Genomic DNA, 19,138 nt, shown 5'->3' on the forward strand with positions numbered 1-19,138 from the left:
CAGCCACACCAAGAGACAGCGCCTCCCCATTCGCGAACCAGCCCCGCCGAGAAAGCGAGGATCTCTTCCTGCGCCTGGAGAGGGGCAAGGGACATGCCGAGGGGTAAGGCAATGGTGGCGTCGGAGGGGGTGGCCACCAGGACTGTCGCGCCGGACTGGCCTCACCGCCGAGATCGGTCGGACCACTAGGCCGCTCTTGAGCACTCCTCCAACACGCGATGGTGTCCGCTCGCGACCGCGTGACCAGAGCTTTCAGCGACGGGTGCCCCCGGAGAACCTGGGAGCGGCCGACCGCACGGAGCCGCGCACGGCACGAACAAGAGCGGCCCCGTGACCTGGTCGCGGGGCCGCTCTGGTGTGGCGAGTGAGGGATTCGAACCCCCGAAGGCGTAGCCGTCTGATTTACAGAGAGATCCCCACATGCGCTCTGACCTGACGTTTCCTGCGCATCTCGGAGAACTTTGGCGTGCATTTGGCGCGGCGGTCCGGTGCTGCCACCGTCAAGGGCTACCGCTCCAGCGGTGAGAGCGGCCTCGCCGACGCCTGGACCCGCTACCCTCCCACCGCCCGATACCGGGGATTCCCGGTAACTGCGGTAACCCCGGTAACCGTGCAGGTCAGACGGTTACCGAGACGAAATCGATGCGGTAACTGCGGTAACCCGGTTACCGAGGTTACCGACCCGAAAAACCATCGGTAACCGCCTGACCAGCGAAGTTACCGAAGTTACCGCAGTTACCGACAACACCCGCCCAAACCACCAAGGAGACACCCATGCCCAACGCGCACACCTCACGCTTTGCCGAGTAGGCCGACTAGCCAGGTGCCCTATCCTGGAGACATGTCGAACGTCTTCACTGCCGCCGTCCATCGGGAAGAGGACTGGTACGTGGCCCAGTGCCTGGAGGTCGACGTGGCCAGCCAGGGCCAAACGCTGGATGAGGCGCTGTCGAACCTGGGCGAAGCTGTCGGGTTGTACCTCGAAGAGGCGTCCGACCCGCACCCCACCGCGACGCCGCTGGTGACCTCGTTCCAGGTGCCGAGCGACGCCGCGTGAGTCCAGCACTATCCGACCTCCCGGTACGCAAGGTCGTTCGCACACTGGAGTCCATCGGGTTTGAGTACGTCCGCACGAAGGGAAGCCACGCCGTGTACCGGCACTCTGATGGCCGAGTGGTTGTGATTCCCCAGCACGGCACTATCAAGCGCGGCACGCTGAGTTCCATTCTCCGCCAAGCTGGCCTAACTTCGGCCGAGTTCCTCGACCTGTTGAAATAAATCAGCCAGACTTAGCTAACCCATGTGCAATGTCACACATATCTTCAATGACTAGCGAGTCAGCCTTCTCAAATAGTTCTCGCTTGCCGGGCTTGTTAGCCAAAGCGACTGAACGCACGCCCACTTTCGCGGCAACCTCGATATCAGTCATGGAGTCGCCAATGAACACAGCATCAGCGGGGTCGGACTTGGCGCTCGCCAAGGCCTGCCACATGGGATACGGATGCGGCTTCATGAGGCCCGGATTTGCATAGGCGCGCCCAATGAGGGGCTTAAAGTCAAACAAGACTGCTGATGTCTTGAAAAACCGCGCTACAGCCTGCGAAGAATTATTACTTACGACGCCAACCACTTTCCCCGCAGACAGACCGGCAATCATAGATTCGATACCACCGGGCGTAAGGATGGCGGAATCTACCGCCTCAAGCTCTGCCATCACTAAGTCATCTTCGACGGCCCGGACCACGTCTTCTCCGAACTGCCGAGATTCCTCTAGCACCCGCAAAGGGTCATCCGAGTCTACCTTGCTGTCCAAATGGCGCTCAATCCGGCGAGCCACCAACGCCGCTGGCAGCCCAGCGAAAACGTCGCAGATCGGGCCGTCGAAGTCGAATAGCAACACCTTTGCACCCTGCAGCAGGGCGACCAGTTCCGGGTCTGACACTAGAGTTCCACATCCTTGGCAACTGAGTCCCAGACGCTGTCAAACCATTTTTGAGCTTGCTCAACATACTGAGAATCCACAGCACCCGAATCCTCAGAACTCGCGTAGTGGAACAGAACGGCATCCTTACCCATCGGATCAAAGATCTCAACGGGCTCACCTGAAATAGCAACTGAGTGCTGAAGCACTGGGTAAAACCCAAAGAAAGCTTCATTGCGATTGAGCAAGAACAGCTTAAAGAGCGGCGGGGCATGATAAACGCGAACCTGCGCTGTCGCGGACTCCACCAAACCGAGTGCAGAAAGCTCCTGCACAGTGTCGACGATCCCCTGGGTAGACCGCTGGACAATCCGTTCCGCCCGCTTGCGGACGTCGGGAGAGTCCACGCCGTCCGGCGCCAACGCAGGCAGGCCGATCGGCTTCGACAGATCCGGAAGCAGGATGCGGATCTGGAGACTTTCGGGCTGGAGACGGCCGGACCGAACCTTGTCCAACGGCTCGCTGATCACACCATGCAGGGTCTCCCCCGAGAAACCGGCGAAGTCGATCGCTACGGCGCCGCTCTCGAAGATTGCTTCGACATGCGGCCGTAGGCCCACTGAGCGCTCTGTGCGCTGCCGGACAAACGAGCCTTTCCCTTGCCTGGAGATCACCAGACCCTCGTCCCGGAGCACCCCGACAGCCTTCTGAGCTGTCATCGGGGCGACGCCGTACTGCGCTGCCAGATCGGTATAGGACGGCAGCCGGTCACCTGGCTGCAATGTGCCCGTAAGGATTGCGGCCTTCAAGACCCCTGCTACCTGCTGAAACGGCGGGCGTGTGTCATCTGGGTCAAGTGCGTTCATTGCGACAGCATAGCCGACACCCTGCTAGCCCATCTAGGTGAATGTCCCTATCCAGCTAGCTCTACTAGTTGTACTTGCTTGACTCTACTAGCTGACCTATGTGAGTCTCTGGTTGTCGCAAACATCACGACCTAGAAGGAGACCCGATGAGGGCCGCACACATCTCCCGCCGTCAGGCCGAAGCGTCGTTTGACGGGGTGGAGTTCGATGTTTCTGCTGTTCAGGCTGCCGCGCCGATGGCGTGGGACTTCCTGGACTACACGAACGAGGAGCGCGAGGTTGACGCGTTGATCGCGTCGGTGGACGCGGAGTTGGCGGCGGCGACGGTTGCGGCGGATGTGCGGGTGACGCACTCGTTCACCGACGTTCGCCGGGCGACCCGCTCGGAGCGTCGTAGCGGCCGGACGGTGCTGCGGGCGCTGCCGTCGCTGCTGGACACCACCGCCGCCACGTCTGAGGGCGAGGCCGCGTGATGCATACCTTCGATGAGGCGTTGCCGCAGATCCAGCGGGCTCACGAGCACGTACGGGACGACCTGCGGAAAGCGGATACGAAGGCACAGGCGCTGCTGTCGATCGTGGCTGCGGTGCTGGCCGGTGTGGTTGCGCTGTCCACGCGGTCGGTGTCGACGGCGGCGATGGTCGCGCTGTGGGCGGCCGCTGTTCCGGTGTTCGGGGCGGTGCTGGTGCTGCTGTCGGCCCTGCGTCCCCGGATTTCGCAGTTCCCCACGCCGGGGTCTTGGTTGCACGCGGTCTACCACGGCCCGGCCGCGCTGCTGGAGGCGGCGAGTTCAGCGGCCGCGCAGACCATCGCGGCGGACGTGGTGCTCATCGGCGGGGTCGCGGTGCGGAAGTACCAGCGGATCTCCCGCGCGGTCGGGCTGCTGTTCGTCGGGATCTGCGTTCTCGCCGTTGCCCTGGTGCTGGCGGTGCTGACATGACCGCCTACCGGATTCTCGCCGCCGTATTCGCTGTCTCTGACCCCGGCCCGCGCGGCTCGAACCGCCAAGAACGCTCCACGCGGACCGGGACTCCCCACCACCACACAGGTAGTAACTCGGGAAGGACTCTCATGGTAGGCACCAACGGCCCCGACTTCTCGCCCGCGATCCCGGTCACCACCCCGATTCCTCACGAGGTCGTGGCGCACCTGATGCGGACCCGGCCGCACCCGGCCAACTCGCCGCTCTCGGACCGTGTCGGGTGGCTGTTCGAGATGGCCGACGCGTTGGCCGCCGCCGGTGGGCAGGACGACGCCGACACCACCCGCACTCTCGCGCTGGATCTGGTCCGCGACGCCGTCACCATCGTGGCCGGTGGGGGTGTGCGCTGATGGCCCGCCAGTACCCGTGGACGCTGCGGCCGGTGCCGTGGTCGGACTTGCAGGAGTTCACCCGTGGCACGTGTGACGGTCTGCCGCTGCTGTCCTGGGGCATCGCCCCGACCGACAAGCTCGCGACCCGCCGCCAGTTGCGGGCGATGGGGTTGCGTCCGGGTGGTCAGGACCCGGTGGCCGTTCTGTACTTCCGGTGCGCCCGTGCAGGGAAGAAGGTCCACGCCGACCTGTTCCTGATCGACGGCGCGAAGCCCGTTCGGCCGATGACCCCGGCCCGGCAGGCAGCGCTAGACAAGGCGATGGCCGCCCGCCGCACCTGCCGCCAGTGCGGCGAGACCGGATGGGCCGAGTTGCCCAAGGCCGACCGCATGTGTGAGCCGTGTCGGTACCGGGCTGGGCTCGAACCGGATTCCTACCTGCACGACTACGTGGCCGGAACCCCGGTCCTCGCGCCGCACGAAGGCCCCAGCCCTTACCGCGGCTTCAGTCCTGCCGGGTTGGCGCCGGTGATTCCGATCCGTTCCGCACGGCCCGGCCGTGACGAGTTCCCGAAGGTGGTGGCCTGAATGTCCACGCAAACCCTCATGATCCTGGGCGGCCTGGCGCTGGTGGGTGTGTTCAGCGTGTGGCGTGCCGGGCGCAAGTCCGCCACCAAGGCACAGAAGGGCGTGCGGGAGGTGACCCGCATGACCGGCAACACCATCCGGCTCATCCTGGCCACCGCCGTCATCGCGTTCGTGCAGTGGCTCGTGGTCGTGAAGATCGGCAACACCGCCGCCACCTGGATCGCGCTCATCATCCCAGCCCTGTTCGCCGCCGCCACCATCGTGCGGCTGATGGCCATCACCGAGGTTGTCACCACCACGCGGGGAGGTGGACGCCGATGAGCACGACCTTCACGGGGTTCTCGCCGGTGCAGGCCGATGGCCTGGCGTGCGTGATCTGCCACCGCGACTACCTCACCGACACCCACCCGTCCCGCCCCGTCGGGATCGCCGACGCCACCGGCTCACAGGTGTTCGCCTGCACCGGTGGATGCCACGCCATCGCCACCACGACCACGACGCCCGAGGGAGGCGAGAACCGATGACCACCACCGAGATGAAGGACGCACGGCACGTGCCGCTGTCGGAGGCGGACAAGCTCCGCCAGGACGCCGAGTCCGCCGCACAGGTCCGCCGTCTGGCCAACCACCCCGACGTGATCGCGCTGCGAGTGGAGAAGGTCCGCACCCAGATCGACGTCCTGCTGTGGGTCGGGATCTTCCTCGGTCTCGCCTTCACGATGGTCAACGTCCAAGCCTTCGCCGCCTCCGGTGCGGACATGTGGTCGCTGGCGTGGCTGTCGGCGTGGCTGCTGGACCCGATGGTGTCGCTCGTGCTGGTCGCCGTCCTGCGGGCGGAGCAGATCACCGCCCGCTACCAGGTCCAGACCGGGAAGTGGGCCCACCGGACGAAGTGGTTCGCGTTCCTGGCCACCTACGTGATGAACACCTGGAAGTCCTGGACCCACCTCGACGTCGCGGGGGTCGCGCTGCACTCCGTTCCTCCGGTGCTGGTGTTCCTCGCCGCCGAAACCGCCCCCGTGCTGCGGGACAAGCTCACCGAGGCCGTCATGAAGGCTGCTGGACACGCCTTCACCGGTGAGGCGGATACGCGGGGGCAGACCGCCCCGGCCGCCGAGGTCACCCCCTCCGTACCCGCCGACACCCCAGACCAGGAAGCCGTGTCCGATTCGCCGGCACTTCCGGCACCCCGGACCCCGCGCCGCACCACCCGCACAACCAAGGCCCCCGCTAAGCAGGGCCGCAAGCTGCGCGCCGATTACCTCGCCGAGGTCCGCGCCGCCTGGGCACCCGGCATCGAGATCACCCCGGCCTGGGTGCGTGAGGTCTGCCCCGAGGTCTCGCGCGGCACCTCCAAGAACGTCGCCGACGACCTGATCGCCGAAACCCGCACCACGCCCACCGCGCTCCCTGTGAGCGTCCCGACCACCACCGTCCGCATCGACTCGGAGGAGGCCGCCTGATGTCCACCACCGCCGACCACACCCCCACCCCCGAGCCCGCGAAGGACAACTCTGTGAACACGCCCAACCCGCTGCCCGAGAAGACCAACCCGGAGACCGAGGACCGCCCGGACGGCCGTGTCGTGAACGGCAACGTCGTGGAGTTCAAGCCTGGCACCGCCCGCACCCCGGAGGAAATCCCCACCCCGCGCGAGACCAGCCCCGTGTACGCCGCCACCGGCGACACCGAGCCCGTCGACGCCGAGGTCGTGGAGGAGTCCGAGCCCGCCACGTCCACGGTGAAGGTGGACCCGCCGGAGGTCAAGAAGTCCTGGTGGGAGACCGTCGCCGATGCCAAGGCCCGGCCGCTGGTCGCGTCGTGGCTGCTCTCGGCCGAGGAGTTCAAGTCCCGCGCGAAGTTCCTGGTCCAGCTTGCCGGACACCAGACCGCGTTCCACGCGCTGCGGGTCCCCGTGTACGTCCCGAGCGCCATCGTGAAGGCTCCGGGCGCGTTGCGCCGGGGCACCGTTCGTGTACACCGCTGGGTGTACGACGCCGAGTCGAAGCCGGTGCGCATGAACGCCCGCGACCGCAACGACCAAGACGCCTACCTCAAGCTACTGGCCGTCCGGAACGAGACCGTTCGCCGCCGGATCGCGCCGGTGATGGTCGGGCTGCTCGTGCTGATCGCGATCGTGTATCTCGCGATCACCTACGTCACCCCGTTCTGGAACTGGACCTGCCTCGTTCTCGCCATGACGCTGGTGGGCTGGTTCGGGGCACCGAAGGACAAGCCGGTGGCCGGTCGCGCCGTGGACCAGAGCAAGACCCCGAAGATGACGTCAGCGATGGTCGAGGACGCCCTGTCCTCGCTCGGTATCGGCGCGTTGAACCAGGCCATCGCCAAGGGCAAGCGCATCGAGTTCCCCAGCCCCATCGCCCGAGACGGCGACGGCTGGCGCGCTGACGTCAACCTGCCGTCGGGCGTTCCGGCGGGCGACGTCATCGCCAAGCGTCAAGAGCTGTCTTCTGCGCTGCGTCGGCAGATCGGGTGTGTGTGGCCCGAGGGTGACGCGAAGGTCCACGAAGGACGGCTGGTGCTGTGGGTCGGGGACAAGGACATGTCCAAGTCCACCCAGAAGCCGTGGCCGCTGGCGAAGCCGGGCGTGACGGTGGACCTGTTCAAGCCCCAGCCGTTCGGCACCGACCAGCGCGGCCGGTGGGTGGACGTGACGCTGATGTTCGTGTCCGTGATCATCGGGGCGGTGCCCCGGATGGGGAAGACGGTCACCCTGCGGGAGCTGCTGCTCATGGCCGCCCTCGACCCGCGCGCGGTGCTGTACTCCTACGACCTCAAGGGCACCGGTGACCTGTCGCCGCTCGCTCCGTGCTCGCACGCCTACGGTGTCGGCGACGAAGCCGAAGACGTCGAACGCATGCTGGCGGAGATGCGGGAACTGCGCGAGGAGATGCGCCGCCGCACCAAGGTGATCCGTGGTCTGCCGGAATCGGTGTGTCCGGACAACAAGGTCACCCCGGAACTGGCCGCCCGCAAGGACTTGCGGCTCGCACCGATCGTGGTGGGCGTGGACGAGTGCCAGGTGTGGTTCGAGCACGACAAGTACGGTGCCGAGTTCGAGGAAATCTGTGTGGACCTGGCCAAACGCGGTCCGGCCCTGGGCATCATCCTGATTCTGGCCACCCAACGGCCGGACGCGAAGTCCTTGCCCACCGGCATTTCCGCCAACGCCATCCTGCGGTACTGCCTGAAAGTCCAGGGCCACACCGAAAACGACATGGTGTTGGGCACTGGACAGCACAAGGCCGGTGTCCGGGCAACGATGTTCGCCCGATCTGACCGGGGTATCGGCTACCTGGTCGGTGAGGGCGACGACGCCAAGATCGTGCGCAGCGTCTACAAGGACGCCACCGACGCCAAGAAGATCGCCGCCGGTGCCCGCGCCCGCCGTGAAGCCCTGGGCAACATCACCGGCTACGCCGCCGGGGTGGAAATCGACCTCGACGCCGCCCGCCTGGACACTCTCGCCGACGTCCTGTCGGTGTTCGAGAAGGGTGAGGAGAAGCTCTGGTCGGATGTGATCGTGTCCCGGCTCGCCGAGCTGCGCCCGTCGACCTACGGGAAGTGGACCCCGGCCGCGCTCGCCACGGCGCTCAAGCCGGACGGGGTGAAGCCCGGACAGGTGTGGGCCACCGACCCCGAATCCGGCAAGGGCAGCAACCGCAACGGCTACACCCGCGACGCCCTCACCAAAGCCAAGAGTAACCGAGCGTGACAAAAATCTAGGGCTAGGGGCGCGCCGCGCTCTAGACCGGAGCGCCCCTAGACCTAGACCCCCACTCTAGAACCCCGCGACTTTCTGACCAGGACTCTAGGGACCTAGACCACCCTCGCGCCGACCAGCGGAAACCCCCGAAAACCCCCGGCTAGCCGCCATCGCCACCGGCCCTAGCCCTGACCGAACACGGCCTCCGACAGGCACACACAGTCACCAACGTTAGGACTCGCTTTGACCACGCACACCACCGGCCGCGCCCTCATCGCCGCCGTCCCGCTCGCCCTCACCGCCCTGTTCGTCACCGGCTGCGAGCTACCGGCCGCCACCGGAACCCCCAGCGGCCTCGACGCCACCACCGCCACCCGGCAGCTCGCGAAGCTCGCCGTGAAGCCCGTCGACACCGGAGCCCACTACAACCGCGACGACTGGCCCCACTGGGACAGCGTCGGCAAAGGCTGCAACCGCCGCGAAGACACCCTCAAGACCCAAGGCCGCAACGTCACCACCGGCAAAGGTTGCAAGGTCCTGAGTGGAGAGTGGACCAGCCGCTACGACGGCGTGAAGGTCACCGACCCCGAAACCGTCGACATCGACCACATGGTGCCGCTCAAAGAAGCGTCCCGCTCCCACACCCGCGACTGGACCGAAGCCCAGCGCACCCGCTACGCCAACGACCCGGCCGTCCTCGTCGCCGTCACCGCGAAGTCCAACCGCGCCAAGGGCGACCAGGACCCCGCCAAGTGGCTGCCCGCCAAAGACAAGTGCGGCTACGTCACGCACTGGGTGCGGGTGAAGACCACCTACCGGATGAGCGTCGACAAGGCCGAGCACGACGCCATCGCCGCCGCACTCAAGCACTGCTGAACCACTGTCCCTGACTGTCCACTGTGGAAGGTAGTTCGATGACCGCGCACGCTGGAAACCCGCTCTTGGACTGGGCGCTCTACCTCGCCGGGATGGGATGGGCGGTGTTCCCGCTCGCGCCGGGAACCAAGCGGCAGCCCGCCGTGAAGGACTGGGAGAACCGCGCCACCACCGACCCCCTCCGTATCCGCCGCTGCTGGTCAGACGACCACTACAACATCGGCGTAGCCACCGGCCCGTCCCGGCTAGTCGTGGTGGACCTGGACATGCCCAAGGACGGCGACACCGGCCCGGACGGCGTGACCGCACTCGCCGACCTCGCCGCCGAACGCGGGGCACCGGTGCCGGACACCTACACCGTGTCCACCCCGTCCGGTGGGCGGCACCTGTACTACCTCGCCCCGGCAGGGACGACGCTGCGCAACAGTCAGGGACAGCTCACCTCCTGTGTGGACACACGGGCCGGAGGCGGATACGTGGTGGGGCCGGGGTCGGTGCTCCCCAACGGCGCCTACGACCTCGCCGACGACACCGACCCCGCCGAACTGCCGGGCTGGTTAGTGCAGGTTTGCGCGGAACGGCGCTCCACGGCCAACTCAGGGCCGCTTGAGATCCGCTCCACCGACACCACCCGCTACGGGGCGGTCGCACTCGCCGGAGAGTGCGACCGCATCCGCAACGCCACACCAGGCGCCTACAACGAAGTCCTCTCCAGCGCGGCCTACACCATCGGCCGCAAGGTGGGCGGACAGATCATCGACCACGCCACCGCCCGCGCCGAACTCATCGCCGCCGGGGAAACCCTCATCGGCTCCGCCCACTGGCCACCCAACGCCCGCGAAGTCGTCCGCGTGGTAGACGCCGGGCTGACCGCCGGTGCCCGAAACCCTGTCACCCGAGGAAGGGCCGCCTGATGACCGTGCCCGCGCTGCGGGTGGTGTCGCCTCCCCTGGAGCCGACCGCCACATCCGCCGACGGCGCCGAAGTCCTAGACCAGATCGGAGAGTTCGTGTCCCGCTTCAACGTCTTCCCCTCGCAGCACTGCGCGCCCATGCTCGCGCTCTGGTACGCCCACACCCACGCCGCCGAGCACTTCTACATCACCCCGCGCCTGATCCTGTCCTCTGCCGAACCCGGTAGCGGGAAGACGCGTGTCCTGGAGGTCGCGCAGTACCTCGTGGCCTCCCCGGAGATGACGTTGTCCGCCTCCCCTGCCGCACTGTTCCGGCTCGTGTCCGCCGCTCCGATCACGATCCTGTTCGATGAGGTGGACGCCATCTTCAACCCGAAGAACAGCGGCAACACCGAGGACCTGCGCGCCCTGCTCAACGCCGGATACAAGCGCTCCGCCACGATCCCGCGCTGTGTCGGCGACGCCAAGGCCATGGCAGTGCAGCGGTTCAAGGTCTACGCCCCCGCCGCCCTTGCGGGGATCGCCGGGCACATGCCCGACACCATCACCACCCGCGCCATCACCGTCCACATGCGACGCCGCGCCCCCGGCGAAACCGTCGAACCCTTCAAAACCCGCCGCATCGAAGCCGAGGCCGAACCCCTGCGGGACCGGCTCGCCGACTGGGTCCACAGCGTCGCCGAACAGGTCGGCGAGGCGGAACCCGAGATGCCCGACGGCGTCACCGACCGATCCGCCGAAATCTGGGAACCCCTGCTCGCGCTCGCCGACGCCGCCGGGGGCGAGTGGCCGAAGAAGGCGCGCGAGGCGTGCAAACACTTCGTGGCCAACAACAACCCCCGCGCCGGAAGCATCGGAACCCGCCTGCTCGCCGATCTTCGGGACGTCTTCACCGCACACCAGGCCGAGCGCCTGCCCACCACCGCCATCCTCGAAGCGCTCCACGCGATGGACGAAGGCCCCTGGGCCGACTACTACGGCAAGCCGTTCGACGCCCGCCACCTGTCCAAGGAACTGGGCCGGTACGGCGTCGAGGTCCACGCGTTCAAGCACAACGGCACCACCACCAAGGGCTACCGCACTACGGGTGAGACCGGGCTCGCCGACGCCTGGACCCGCTACCTGCCACCGCCCGACACCGGGGAATCCCGGTAACTGCGGTAACCCCGGTAACCGTGCAGGTCAGACGGTTACCGCACCGAAATCGCTGCGGTAACTGCGGTAACCCGGTTACCGAGGTTACCGAGCCGAAAATCCCTCGGTAACCGTCTGACCAGCGAAGTTACCGAGGTAACCGAAGTTACCGACAACACCCGCTCAAGCCACCGAGGAGACCGCCATGCCCATCGCGCACGCCACCAGCACGCACCACCGCGCGAGGAGAACCCGCCATCATGGCCACCACGAACTGGCTCACAGTCGCCGAATTCTGCGCCGAAATGAAGATCTCACGTCGGACATTCCAGCAGTGGCGCGCTACCGGGCGCGGACCTAGCTGCCTGAAACTGCCGAACGGCGACCTCCGTATCCGCCGTTCCGAGTACGAACGCTTTCTGGACACGTGCGAGGAGGCTGCTGCCTGATGGCGACCACACATGACGTCCGAATCTGGACGCTTTACAAGTACGAGGGCAAGCGGAAGACGACGCACCGAGCCCGCTGGGTAGTTGCTGGTGAACAGTTCGGCGAAAGCTTCGACACGTTCGCACTCGCCGACAGTTTCCGTTCTAAGCTGCTCACCACCGCACGCGAGGGAGAAGCGTTCGACACACAGAGCGGGCTACCGGTCTCAATGCTTCGCGCAACCGAGGTCAAATCTTGGTTTGCGTTTGCTTGCGAGTACGCGGACATGAAGTGGCCGGAGTCGTCACCCAAGTACCGCGCGTCTCTCGCCGAATCCCTGATGACAATCACGGTACCCATGCTCAAAGGAAAGGCACCATGCGACCCGAAGACCTTACGAAAGGCTCTCAAGACCGCCTTCAACTTGAACACTAGGAACGCGCCACAAACCGACAAGGTCCGACAAGCGCTCTTATTCGCCGCGAAGGCGAGCCGCAACGTCGGCGAGCTAGCGAATGCGGACACGTTGCGCACTGTTCTACGCGCCCTGGATTTGAAGCTGGACGGGAAGAAGGCAGCAACGAACACCGTGCGACTTCGGCGCGTTGCGCTGGTGAACGCGATTGAGTACGCAATGTCCCCCGAGCAAAAGCTCCTGACGGCGAACCCTGTCGAGGACGTGAAGATGAAGAAACGAAAGTTCGTCGTCCATGAGGTAGACCCGAAATCCGTCGTGAATCCGATTCAGGGGCGAATGCTGCTCGAAGCGGTCGGCACAGTCGGGAAGCAGGGTCCGCCCCTGGTCGCGTTCTACGGGCTGATGTACTACGCCGCTCTCCGCCCGGAGGAGGTAGCGAGCCTGAACAAGGCCGACCTGTCCTTGCCCAAAGAAGGCTGGGGGGATCTCCTCCTGAGGAGGGCGCGCCCGGAGATCGGGCAGGAGTGGACGGACTCCGGCGAGGCGTCCGAAGAAGGGCCGCTCAAGCACCGGGCCGAAGAGGAGGAGCGGACGGTGCCGTGCGCGCCCCAACTCACCGCGCTACTGCACGAGCACCTACGGCAGTTCGGGACCGCGTCGGACGGCAGGCTGTTCCGGGGCGCCCGTGACGGTGGTCGTGTCGGCAGCTCGGTCTACGGCCGGGTGTGGGCGACGGCACGCGAGCGGGTTTTCACGGCTGAGGTGGCCGCTGGGCCTCTGGGGAAGCGCCCATACGACTTACGGCACGCTGCGGTGTCTACGTGGCTCAACGGGGGCGTGGAGTCCACCCGAGTAGCCAAGTGGGCCGGACACAGCCTCTCCGTCCTGCTGAGGGTCTACGCGAAGTGCCTTGACGGCGGGGAGCAAGCCGCCCGAGACCGCGTGACCAGGGCACTTGGTGGCGAGTAGACCCCGGAGAACTTTGGCGCGTATTTGGCGCGGCCAGCCGCCAACAGCCGCGCAGAGCTGCACACAACTGCACATAACAAGAGCGGCCCCTTGACCTGTTCTAGCTGGTCAGGGGGCCGATCTTGCTGGTGTGGCGAGTGAGGGATTCGAACCCCCGAAGGCGTAGCCGTCTGATTTACAGTCAGATCCCTTTGGCCGCTCGGGCAACTCGCCGTGGCCGGGCAAGCCCGGTCGAGATGAAAGAATACCCAAGGCCGTGGCGGGCCCGTCAACCGGGTTACACAGGGCTAGGGTGGAAGCTCCTGACAAGCGAGTACGAGGTGTGAGAACACGTGGCGGATCCCTCTTTCGACGTGGTGAGCAAGGTCGATCGCCAGGAGGTGGACAACGCCCTGAACCAGGCCAGCAAGGAACTCGGTACGCGGTTCGACTTCCGGGGTACCGGGACCAAGATCGACTGGTCCGGCGAGGAGGCGATCGCGATCGAGTCGGAGACCGAGGAGCGGGCGCTGGCGGCGGTCGAGGTGTTCAAGGAGAAGCTGATCAAGCGCGGTATCTCCCTGAAGGCCTTCGAGGCGGACGAGCCGGCGTTGTCCGGCAAGATCTACAAGTTGAGCGGCAAGATCCTGCAGGGAATCGCGTCGGACAAGGCGAAGCAGATCGCCAAGTTCATTCGCGACGAGGGCCCGAAGGGGGTCCAGGCGCAGATCCAGGGCGACCAGCTGCGGGTGTCCGGCAAGAAGAAGGACCAGCTGCAGGACGTGATCGCCTTGCTCAAGGGCAAGGACTTCGAGATCGCGCTGCAGTTCACGAATTACCGCTGATTCCAGCGGAGAGGGCCACCTTCGGGAGCACCGAAGGTGGCCTTCGTCCTGCCTACGACGCGGTGACCGTCCAGGTCCCGTCCCCTCCGATCGACACGAACGCGGGGCCGGGCACGGGAACGTCGCCCTGGTAGTCGCCGAGCTGGTTCACGGGGAGATCCGAGAAGTCGTCGCCGTGCACCCACACCGTGGTGCGGCCGCTGTTCTCGGTGATGACGGCGACCGACGAGACGGTGTCGGGCACAGAGAAGACGGCACGGGCAGGCCGCTTTCGTCGGTGATGGTCAGTGTTCAGGCGGCGTTCGCCTTGATCGTGAACGCCTTCGCCTGGTAGCCGGGCATGTCGTTGATCCACTGCGTGCCCTTGTATGGGCCGCTGTCGTTGACGATCAGCTCGTTCTCGGTGTCGACCGCGACGTGCCCGGAGCACTTCGGACAGTCGAAGGTCACGAAGCCCAGGCGCATCGGCCAGGCCATGGTGACCGTCGCACTCCCCTTGCCCGAGTGCTTCTCCGCAGGCCGGGCGGCGGGATGGGAGCGCCGGAGGAATCACGTAGGCCCTCGGACGCGGCCCGCGGGACGACGCGACCCGTGTTCGGCCGAGCAGGCCACCAGCAGCACGGCGCTCAAGGCCGCGCAGAAACGCCTGACACCAGTACCCTAGTCGAGCCCCCAACGGATCTTTGCGAAGGGCCCGGCGTTCTGGTCCACCCGGTAGTGTGAAGTCGTAGGTCGGACGACTACGAAGCGGGGGCGCTGGATGAAGGGCATCGTGCTGGCGGGGGGCAGCGGGACGCGGCTGCATCCCATCACCCAGGCCATCTCGAAACAGCTGTTGCCGGTCTACGACAAACCGATGATCTACTATCCGATCTCGGTGCTGATGTTCGCCGGCATCCGCGAGATCCTGATCATCTCGACCCCCTCCGACCTGCCGAACTTCCGCAAGCTCCTCGGTGACGGCAGCCAGTTCGGGCTCAGCTTCAGCTACGCCGAACAGGCCGCCCCCAACGGGCTGGCCGAGGCGTTCGTCATCGGCGCGGACTTCGTCGGTAACGACGAAGTCGCGCTCGTGCTCGGTGACAACATTTTCTACGGCCAGGGCTTCTCCAGCAGGCTGCAGGCCGCCGCGACCGGGCTCGACGGCTGCGTCCTGTTCGGCTACCCGGTGAAGGATCCGCAGCGCTACGGCGTCGGCGAGATCGGAGCCGACGGCAAACTCCTCTCCATCGAGGAGAAGCCCGAGAAGCCGAAGTCGAACAAGGCCATCACCGGTCTGTACTTCTACGACAACCAGGTCCTCGAGATCGCCCGTGACCTCAAGCCCTCCCCGCGCGGCGAACTCGAGATCACCGACGTCAACCTCGCCTACCTGCGGCAGGACCGCGCGACCCTGGTCGATCTGGGTCGCGGGTTCGCCTGGCTCGACACCGGCACGCACGACTCGCTGCTGGAAGCGGGCCAGTTCGTACAGGTCCTCGAACACCGGACGGGCGTCCGGATCGCCTGTCTCGAGGAGGTCGCGCTGCGGATGGGCTTCATCGACGCGGAGGAGTGCTTCGCGCTCGGCGCGAAGCTCGCGAAGTCCGGCTACGGCGAGTACCTGATGAACGTCGCGCGCACGCAAGGCGCTACCGGCTGATCAAGTGCTCCGCAGGTGCCGCCGAGGGCGAAGGGCGCGGCCGGCATGGTCAGCAGCTCGCCGGGCTCGCGGCCGTGGGCGGGCAACCGCCGTTTGACGTCGGCGGCCCCCACGCAAGTAGTCCTCTAGTTGCGGTCCTTGCGCACGCAACTACCGCGTTTAGTCCTGTAGTTGCGGTAGTTCGAGGGTGAATTACCGCAACTAGAGGACTAAACGCGGGGAGGGAGGGGGGTGGGGTCAGAAGGAGCGGCGGGACATTTCTTCGAGGCGCCGGATGCGTTCGGCCATGGGCGGGTGGGTCGAGAAGAGTTTCGAGAGGCCCTCGCCCTGCCGGAACGGGTTCGCGATCATGAGGTGCGACTGCGACACCAGCTTCGGCTCCGGCACGAGCGGCGCCGCGCGCGTCCCCCGGTCGAGTTTCCGCAGCGCCGACGCCAGCCCGAGCGGATCGCCGGTGAGTTCCGCGCCCGACGCGTCGGCCTGGTACTCCCGCGACCGGCTCACGCCGAGCTTCACGACGGCGGCCGCGATCGGCCCGATCAGCACCAGCAGCAACGCGACCAGCGGGCTGTCGCCGTCCTCGCGGTTTCCGCCGCCGAAGACGCTGGTGAACATCGCGATGTTGGCAATCACGCTGATCACGCTCGCCAGCGCGCCCGCGACACAGGAAATGAGGATGTCGCGGTTGTAGACATGGGACAACTCGTGCCCCAGCACGGCCCGCAATTCGCGCTCGTCGAGCAGATCGAGGATGCCGGTGGTGCAGCACACCGCCGCGTGCCGGGGGCTGCGGCCGGTGGCGAACGCGTTCGGGGCCGACGTGGGGCTGAGGTAGAGCCGCGGCACCGGCTGACGCGCGGTGGTCGCCAGCTCACGCACGATCCGGTACATCGCCGGATGCTCGGCCTCGGAGACCGGCCGGGCGCACATGGCCCGCAGCGCCAGCTTCCCGGAGTTGAAATAGGCGTAGGCGTTGACCCCGAGCGCCACCACCAGGCCGATGACCAGCGCACCCCGCCCGAAGAACCCGCTGATCCCGACGATGAGCGCGGACAGCGTGCCGAGCAGGACGACGGTCTTCAGCCCGTTCCGGTGTTTGTGCACGGCGTCCTGCTCCTTTCTTTCTCCGGGTATTCGGACGAGGGGAGGTTACTCATCGGAAACAACGCGGTCGGGGGGCGCTGAGTTCCTTCGCCCGTACGCCTGCGCGAGGGCCCGAACTGAGCTGCCGCGCCCTGCTCTCGCCGGCCACGGCAGGCGCTTCCGCGCTCGCCTTCGCACCGGCGGCCAGAGCCTCGTCGAGGTCGGGGGCGCCCCGGAGGCGGTCGCGGTGAATTCCGTCACCGGCTTCGCCTACGTCTCGAACCCGTCCATCGGCACCGTCGGCGCGATGATCCCGGTCGGCGGCGAGCCCACCGGGCTGGCGGTGGACGCCGTGACCGACCGTGTCTTCGTCACGAATCCGCCCGCCGGGAGCGTCCAGTGTCGACATCGACGAGCAAGCGAACCGCATCTACGCGGTCAGTGACCTCACCGGGACACTCGCCGTCCTCGACGGCGTCAGGTCGCCGTGCACCGCGGGAGCGGTACGGTGTTCGTCGCGAATTCGGCGATCCATCATCTGTCCGTTGTGGACGCGAGCGCGTGCGAGGAGAAGGCGACCGTGCTGCTGCGCTCGGAATCGTCGGCCGTCGCGGTCCACCAGGGCACGAACACCGTGTGACCTGCTCACCGGTGACCTGTCACTCGGGGTGAACCCGGGGCGCGGTCGCGATCGATCAGCGCACCAAAACGGTGTACGTTACGGATCCCTTACGCGGCAGGGTTTCCTTGATCAGGGATCTTTGAGGTCTCGCGTGGAGTGACTCCGGGTTTGCGAGTCCCGGACCTCACGTGGCCGGACGGGGCGAGCGCGCTGGGCGCCGATCTGGCGGCCGTCGCCAGGAAGGCCGGCCCGAGAACGACATGATCGAGGCCTGCACCGCACTCGGTTCCTCGCCGCGCACACCGAACGCGCGAAACACCGGTGTGCCCTGCTCGCGCAGGCCATCCCGACGCTCGACGTGTTCAAGCAGCACTGCGAAAACGAGGCCGTGACGACGCCGAAATCACCAAGACCGTTTATCACACCCCAGACATCGGGCGCGGGGCGAGAAGCTCTGACGCTACTCGCTCACCTCGCCATCCACGGGCATGATGGCGGGGTGAGCGAGTACGAATTGCGTGGCGGACTGCAACCGGACGTGTCGGCGGTGGCCGCCGTACTGGCGCACCACGGTGTCGAAGGGCCGGACGGCAAGGCTCCCAGCGAGGCGTTGATCTTCGCCGCGTCCGGCGGGATCGGGGCGGGCTACATCCTGTGGGACTTCGCGCACGAGACGATGTCGACGATCGTGTTCGGCTTCCGTACGCGATGGCAATATCCGCAGGAGTGGCTGAAGTCCACAGTGGACCGTCTCGGGCTGCGGGCGGGCCTCCACACCACCGGCGGCAAACGCGCCGCCGCGAAACGGCTCACCGCGGACCTCGAAGCGGGTCGACCGGTGATCGTCCTTCCCGACCGCGAGTCGCTCGGCTACTGGCATCTGCCGCCGGAGATGTCCGGTGGCGGCGGGCATTTCGTCGTCGCGTACGGCGAGGAGGACGGCCGGGTGCTCGTCGACGACCGGAATCTCGCCCCGCTGACCGTCGACCGGAAGACGTTCGACGCCGCGCGCGGACGGGTCGGCTCGTACAAGAACTTGCTCGCGACGATCGAACCCGGCGAGGTCGCCGACTGGCGGGCGGCCGTGCGCGGCGGGCTGACGGACTGCGCGCGAAACCTCTCCGCGTCGTCGAAGTCGTTCTCGCTGCCCGCCTGGGGGCGCTGGGCGAAGGCGATGACCGACGAACGCGATCCCAAGGGCTGGCCGCGCGCGTTCGGCGAGCGGCGCGGGCTCGTCGGGGCGTTGCTCACCGTGTGGGAGAGCGTCACCCCGGCCGGGATGGAGGGCGGGCATCTGCGCGCGCTGTTCGCCGACGCGCTCACCGAGTCCTCCGGGCTGCTCGATCTCCCCGCACTGGGCGAACAGGCGTCGACCTGGCGCGGGATCGCCGAACGCTGGGCGGAACTGGCCGAGACCGCCGTTCCGGCGTCGAACGCGGAGTTCGCCTGGATGCGCGGGCTGGTCAGCGCGGTGTCGGCGGGTGTCCGCGAAGGCGACGCGGGGCAGGACGCGGCCGCGTCGGCGGGCGAGGAGATGTGGAAACTCCGCGCGCACTACAACGACGAAATGCCGTTCACCGACGTCGAGATCGGTGACCGCTTCGCCGCGATGGGCACGCTGCTCCGGGACATCCACACCGCCGAGACCACCGCGATCCGCGAACTTTCCGAAGCCCTGATGGAGTGAACCGGGCCGGTGTCACCTCAAACGGCTGACGCGGTTCAGCGGGACGATCGACGCAATTTCGCCGCCCGCTGAAACGGGTTTTCAACCGTTTATGCTCCATTTCCCGCGACACTGGAACACGGCTGGG

General features: G+C 66.7%; 25 protein-coding genes and 1 tRNA gene. 20 read left to right on the top strand and 6 right to left on the bottom strand.

Going from position 1 to position 19,138, the window contains the following annotated elements; translation table 11 throughout:
• The first annotated feature begins 841 nt into the window (after positions 1 to 841).
• Positions 842 to 1,057, top strand: coding sequence for a type II toxin-antitoxin system HicB family antitoxin (locus tag ACM6LR_RS02945; RefSeq protein ID WP_414943089.1), 216 nt, complete (start codon positions 842 to 844; stop codon positions 1,055 to 1,057).
• Entirely contained in the window at positions 1,054 to 1,278 is a 225-nt protein-coding gene (locus ACM6LR_RS02950; RefSeq protein WP_414943090.1) for a type II toxin-antitoxin system HicA family toxin, read from the top strand. Before ACM6LR_RS02945 ends, ACM6LR_RS02950 begins: the two co-directional genes overlap by 4 nt.
• A 1-nt stretch (position 1,279) precedes the next feature.
• Here ACM6LR_RS02950 and ACM6LR_RS02955 read toward each other — a convergent pair whose 3' ends face one another.
• Together ACM6LR_RS02955 and ACM6LR_RS02960 are read right to left on the bottom strand one after the other, a co-directional pair.
• On the bottom strand, positions 1,280 to 1,942 hold the full coding sequence (locus ACM6LR_RS02955) for an HAD family hydrolase (protein WP_414943091.1): 663 nt from the start codon (positions 1,940 to 1,942) through the stop codon (positions 1,280 to 1,282).
• Positions 1,942 to 2,787: a GntR family transcriptional regulator gene (locus ACM6LR_RS02960; RefSeq protein WP_414943092.1), complete on the bottom strand. Its 846-nt coding sequence runs from the start codon at positions 2,785 to 2,787 to the stop codon at positions 1,942 to 1,944. The genes ACM6LR_RS02955 and ACM6LR_RS02960 overlap by 1 nt, the downstream gene beginning before the upstream one ends.
• Before the next feature lie 146 nt (positions 2,788 to 2,933).
• Between ACM6LR_RS02960 and ACM6LR_RS02965 the strand changes: the two genes are divergently transcribed.
• The 13 genes from ACM6LR_RS02965 to ACM6LR_RS03025 all read left to right on the top strand — a co-directional run bounded on the left by ACM6LR_RS02965 (position 2,934) and on the right by ACM6LR_RS03025 (position 13,153).
• The gene (locus ACM6LR_RS02965; protein ID WP_414943093.1) at positions 2,934 to 3,260 is read left to right on the top strand and encodes a hypothetical protein; all 327 of its coding nucleotides are present in this window, start codon (positions 2,934 to 2,936) and stop codon (positions 3,258 to 3,260) included.
• Complete coding sequence (locus ACM6LR_RS02970; protein WP_414943094.1) at positions 3,260 to 3,727, top strand: Pycsar system effector family protein; 468 nt, start codon at positions 3,260 to 3,262, stop codon at positions 3,725 to 3,727. The genes ACM6LR_RS02965 and ACM6LR_RS02970 overlap by 1 nt, the downstream gene beginning before the upstream one ends.
• Before the next feature lie 131 nt (positions 3,728 to 3,858).
• Positions 3,859 to 4,119 (top strand): hypothetical protein, encoded by a 261-nt coding sequence (locus tag ACM6LR_RS02975; RefSeq protein ID WP_414943095.1) that lies wholly within the window; start codon positions 3,859 to 3,861, stop codon positions 4,117 to 4,119.
• Positions 4,119 to 4,688, top strand: a complete 570-nt coding sequence (locus ACM6LR_RS02980) for an RRQRL motif-containing zinc-binding protein (RefSeq protein WP_414943096.1) — start codon at positions 4,119 to 4,121, stop codon at positions 4,686 to 4,688. The genes ACM6LR_RS02975 and ACM6LR_RS02980 overlap by 1 nt, the downstream gene beginning before the upstream one ends.
• Positions 4,689 to 5,009 carry a hypothetical protein gene (locus ACM6LR_RS02985; protein ID WP_414943097.1) on the top strand — a complete coding sequence of 107 codons (321 nt, stop codon included), beginning with the start codon at positions 4,689 to 4,691 and terminating at the stop codon, positions 5,007 to 5,009.
• On the top strand, positions 5,006 to 5,212 hold the full coding sequence (locus ACM6LR_RS02990) for a hypothetical protein (protein WP_414943098.1): 207 nt from the start codon (positions 5,006 to 5,008) through the stop codon (positions 5,210 to 5,212). The genes ACM6LR_RS02985 and ACM6LR_RS02990 overlap by 4 nt, the downstream gene beginning before the upstream one ends.
• The gene (locus tag ACM6LR_RS02995; RefSeq protein WP_414943099.1) at positions 5,209 to 6,150 is read left to right on the top strand and encodes a hypothetical protein; all 942 of its coding nucleotides are present in this window, start codon (positions 5,209 to 5,211) and stop codon (positions 6,148 to 6,150) included. Before ACM6LR_RS02990 ends, ACM6LR_RS02995 begins: the two co-directional genes overlap by 4 nt.
• The gene (locus tag ACM6LR_RS03000) at positions 6,150 to 8,423 is read left to right on the top strand and encodes an FtsK/SpoIIIE domain-containing protein (RefSeq protein WP_414943100.1); all 2,274 of its coding nucleotides are present in this window, start codon (positions 6,150 to 6,152) and stop codon (positions 8,421 to 8,423) included. Before ACM6LR_RS02995 ends, ACM6LR_RS03000 begins: the two co-directional genes overlap by 1 nt.
• Positions 8,424 to 8,657: 234 nt before the next feature.
• Entirely contained in the window at positions 8,658 to 9,290 is a 633-nt protein-coding gene (locus ACM6LR_RS03005; RefSeq protein ID WP_414943101.1) for an HNH endonuclease family protein, read from the top strand.
• Between the two features lie 38 nt (positions 9,291 to 9,328).
• A complete protein-coding gene (locus ACM6LR_RS03010) occupies positions 9,329 to 10,204 on the top strand; it encodes a bifunctional DNA primase/polymerase (protein ID WP_414943102.1) in 876 nt (291 codons plus the stop codon).
• The gene (locus ACM6LR_RS03015; RefSeq protein ID WP_414943103.1) at positions 10,204 to 11,358 is read left to right on the top strand and encodes a DUF3631 domain-containing protein; all 1,155 of its coding nucleotides are present in this window, start codon (positions 10,204 to 10,206) and stop codon (positions 11,356 to 11,358) included. The genes ACM6LR_RS03010 and ACM6LR_RS03015 overlap by 1 nt, the downstream gene beginning before the upstream one ends.
• A gap of 239 nt (positions 11,359 to 11,597) precedes the next feature.
• Positions 11,598 to 11,786 carry a helix-turn-helix transcriptional regulator gene (locus ACM6LR_RS03020; protein WP_414943104.1) on the top strand — a complete coding sequence of 63 codons (189 nt, stop codon included), beginning with the start codon at positions 11,598 to 11,600 and terminating at the stop codon, positions 11,784 to 11,786.
• Complete coding sequence (locus tag ACM6LR_RS03025) at positions 11,786 to 13,153, top strand: tyrosine-type recombinase/integrase (RefSeq protein ID WP_414943105.1); 1,368 nt, start codon at positions 11,786 to 11,788, stop codon at positions 13,151 to 13,153. Before ACM6LR_RS03020 ends, ACM6LR_RS03025 begins: the two co-directional genes overlap by 1 nt.
• Positions 13,154 to 13,284: 131 nt before the next feature.
• On the opposite strand, the gene ACM6LR_RS03030 is transcribed toward ACM6LR_RS03025, so the two are convergent.
• A tRNA-Tyr gene (locus ACM6LR_RS03030) sits at positions 13,285 to 13,366 on the bottom strand.
• Between the two features lie 119 nt (positions 13,367 to 13,485).
• On the opposite strand from ACM6LR_RS03030, the gene ACM6LR_RS03035 reads away from it, so the two are divergent.
• Positions 13,486 to 13,977, top strand: a complete 492-nt coding sequence (locus ACM6LR_RS03035) for a YajQ family cyclic di-GMP-binding protein (RefSeq protein ID WP_414935990.1) — start codon at positions 13,486 to 13,488, stop codon at positions 13,975 to 13,977.
• A 52-nt stretch (positions 13,978 to 14,029) separates the two neighbouring features.
• Here ACM6LR_RS03035 and ACM6LR_RS03040 read toward each other — a convergent pair whose 3' ends face one another.
• Positions 14,030 to 14,221, bottom strand: coding sequence for a hypothetical protein (locus ACM6LR_RS03040; RefSeq protein ID WP_414935991.1), 192 nt, complete (start codon positions 14,219 to 14,221; stop codon positions 14,030 to 14,032).
• A 47-nt stretch (positions 14,222 to 14,268) separates the two neighbouring features.
• Entirely contained in the window at positions 14,269 to 14,454 is a 186-nt protein-coding gene (locus ACM6LR_RS03045; RefSeq protein ID WP_414943106.1) for a hypothetical protein, read from the bottom strand.
• Positions 14,455 to 14,737: 283 nt separating this feature from the next.
• Here ACM6LR_RS03045 and rfbA point away from each other — a divergent pair, with 283 nt between their 5' ends.
• The gene (rfbA, locus tag ACM6LR_RS03050; RefSeq protein WP_414935993.1) at positions 14,738 to 15,619 is read left to right on the top strand and encodes a glucose-1-phosphate thymidylyltransferase RfbA; all 882 of its coding nucleotides are present in this window, start codon (positions 14,738 to 14,740) and stop codon (positions 15,617 to 15,619) included.
• A gap of 237 nt (positions 15,620 to 15,856) precedes the next feature.
• Here rfbA and htpX read toward each other — a convergent pair whose 3' ends face one another.
• The gene (gene htpX, locus ACM6LR_RS03055; RefSeq protein ID WP_414935994.1) at positions 15,857 to 16,723 is read right to left on the bottom strand and encodes a zinc metalloprotease HtpX; all 867 of its coding nucleotides are present in this window, start codon (positions 16,721 to 16,723) and stop codon (positions 15,857 to 15,859) included.
• Between the two features lie 226 nt (positions 16,724 to 16,949).
• On the opposite strand from htpX, the gene ACM6LR_RS03060 reads away from it, so the two are divergent.
• The 3 genes from ACM6LR_RS03060 to ACM6LR_RS03070 all read left to right on the top strand — a co-directional run bounded on the left by ACM6LR_RS03060 (position 16,950) and on the right by ACM6LR_RS03070 (position 19,011).
• A complete protein-coding gene (locus ACM6LR_RS03060) occupies positions 16,950 to 17,147 on the top strand; it encodes a hypothetical protein (protein ID WP_414935995.1) in 198 nt (65 codons plus the stop codon).
• Positions 17,148 to 17,210: 63 nt separating this feature from the next.
• Positions 17,211 to 17,342, top strand: a complete 132-nt coding sequence (locus ACM6LR_RS03065; protein ID WP_414935996.1) for a hypothetical protein — start codon at positions 17,211 to 17,213, stop codon at positions 17,340 to 17,342.
• A 481-nt stretch (positions 17,343 to 17,823) separates the two neighbouring features.
• Positions 17,824 to 19,011, top strand: a complete 1,188-nt coding sequence (locus ACM6LR_RS03070; protein ID WP_414935997.1) for a BtrH N-terminal domain-containing protein — start codon at positions 17,824 to 17,826, stop codon at positions 19,009 to 19,011.
• The last annotated feature ends 127 nt before the right edge of the window (positions 19,012 to 19,138 follow it).

The organism is Amycolatopsis sp. cmx-11-32 (genome assembly GCF_047608695.1).
Classification (GTDB): Bacteria; Actinomycetota; Actinomycetes; order Mycobacteriales; family Pseudonocardiaceae; genus Amycolatopsis.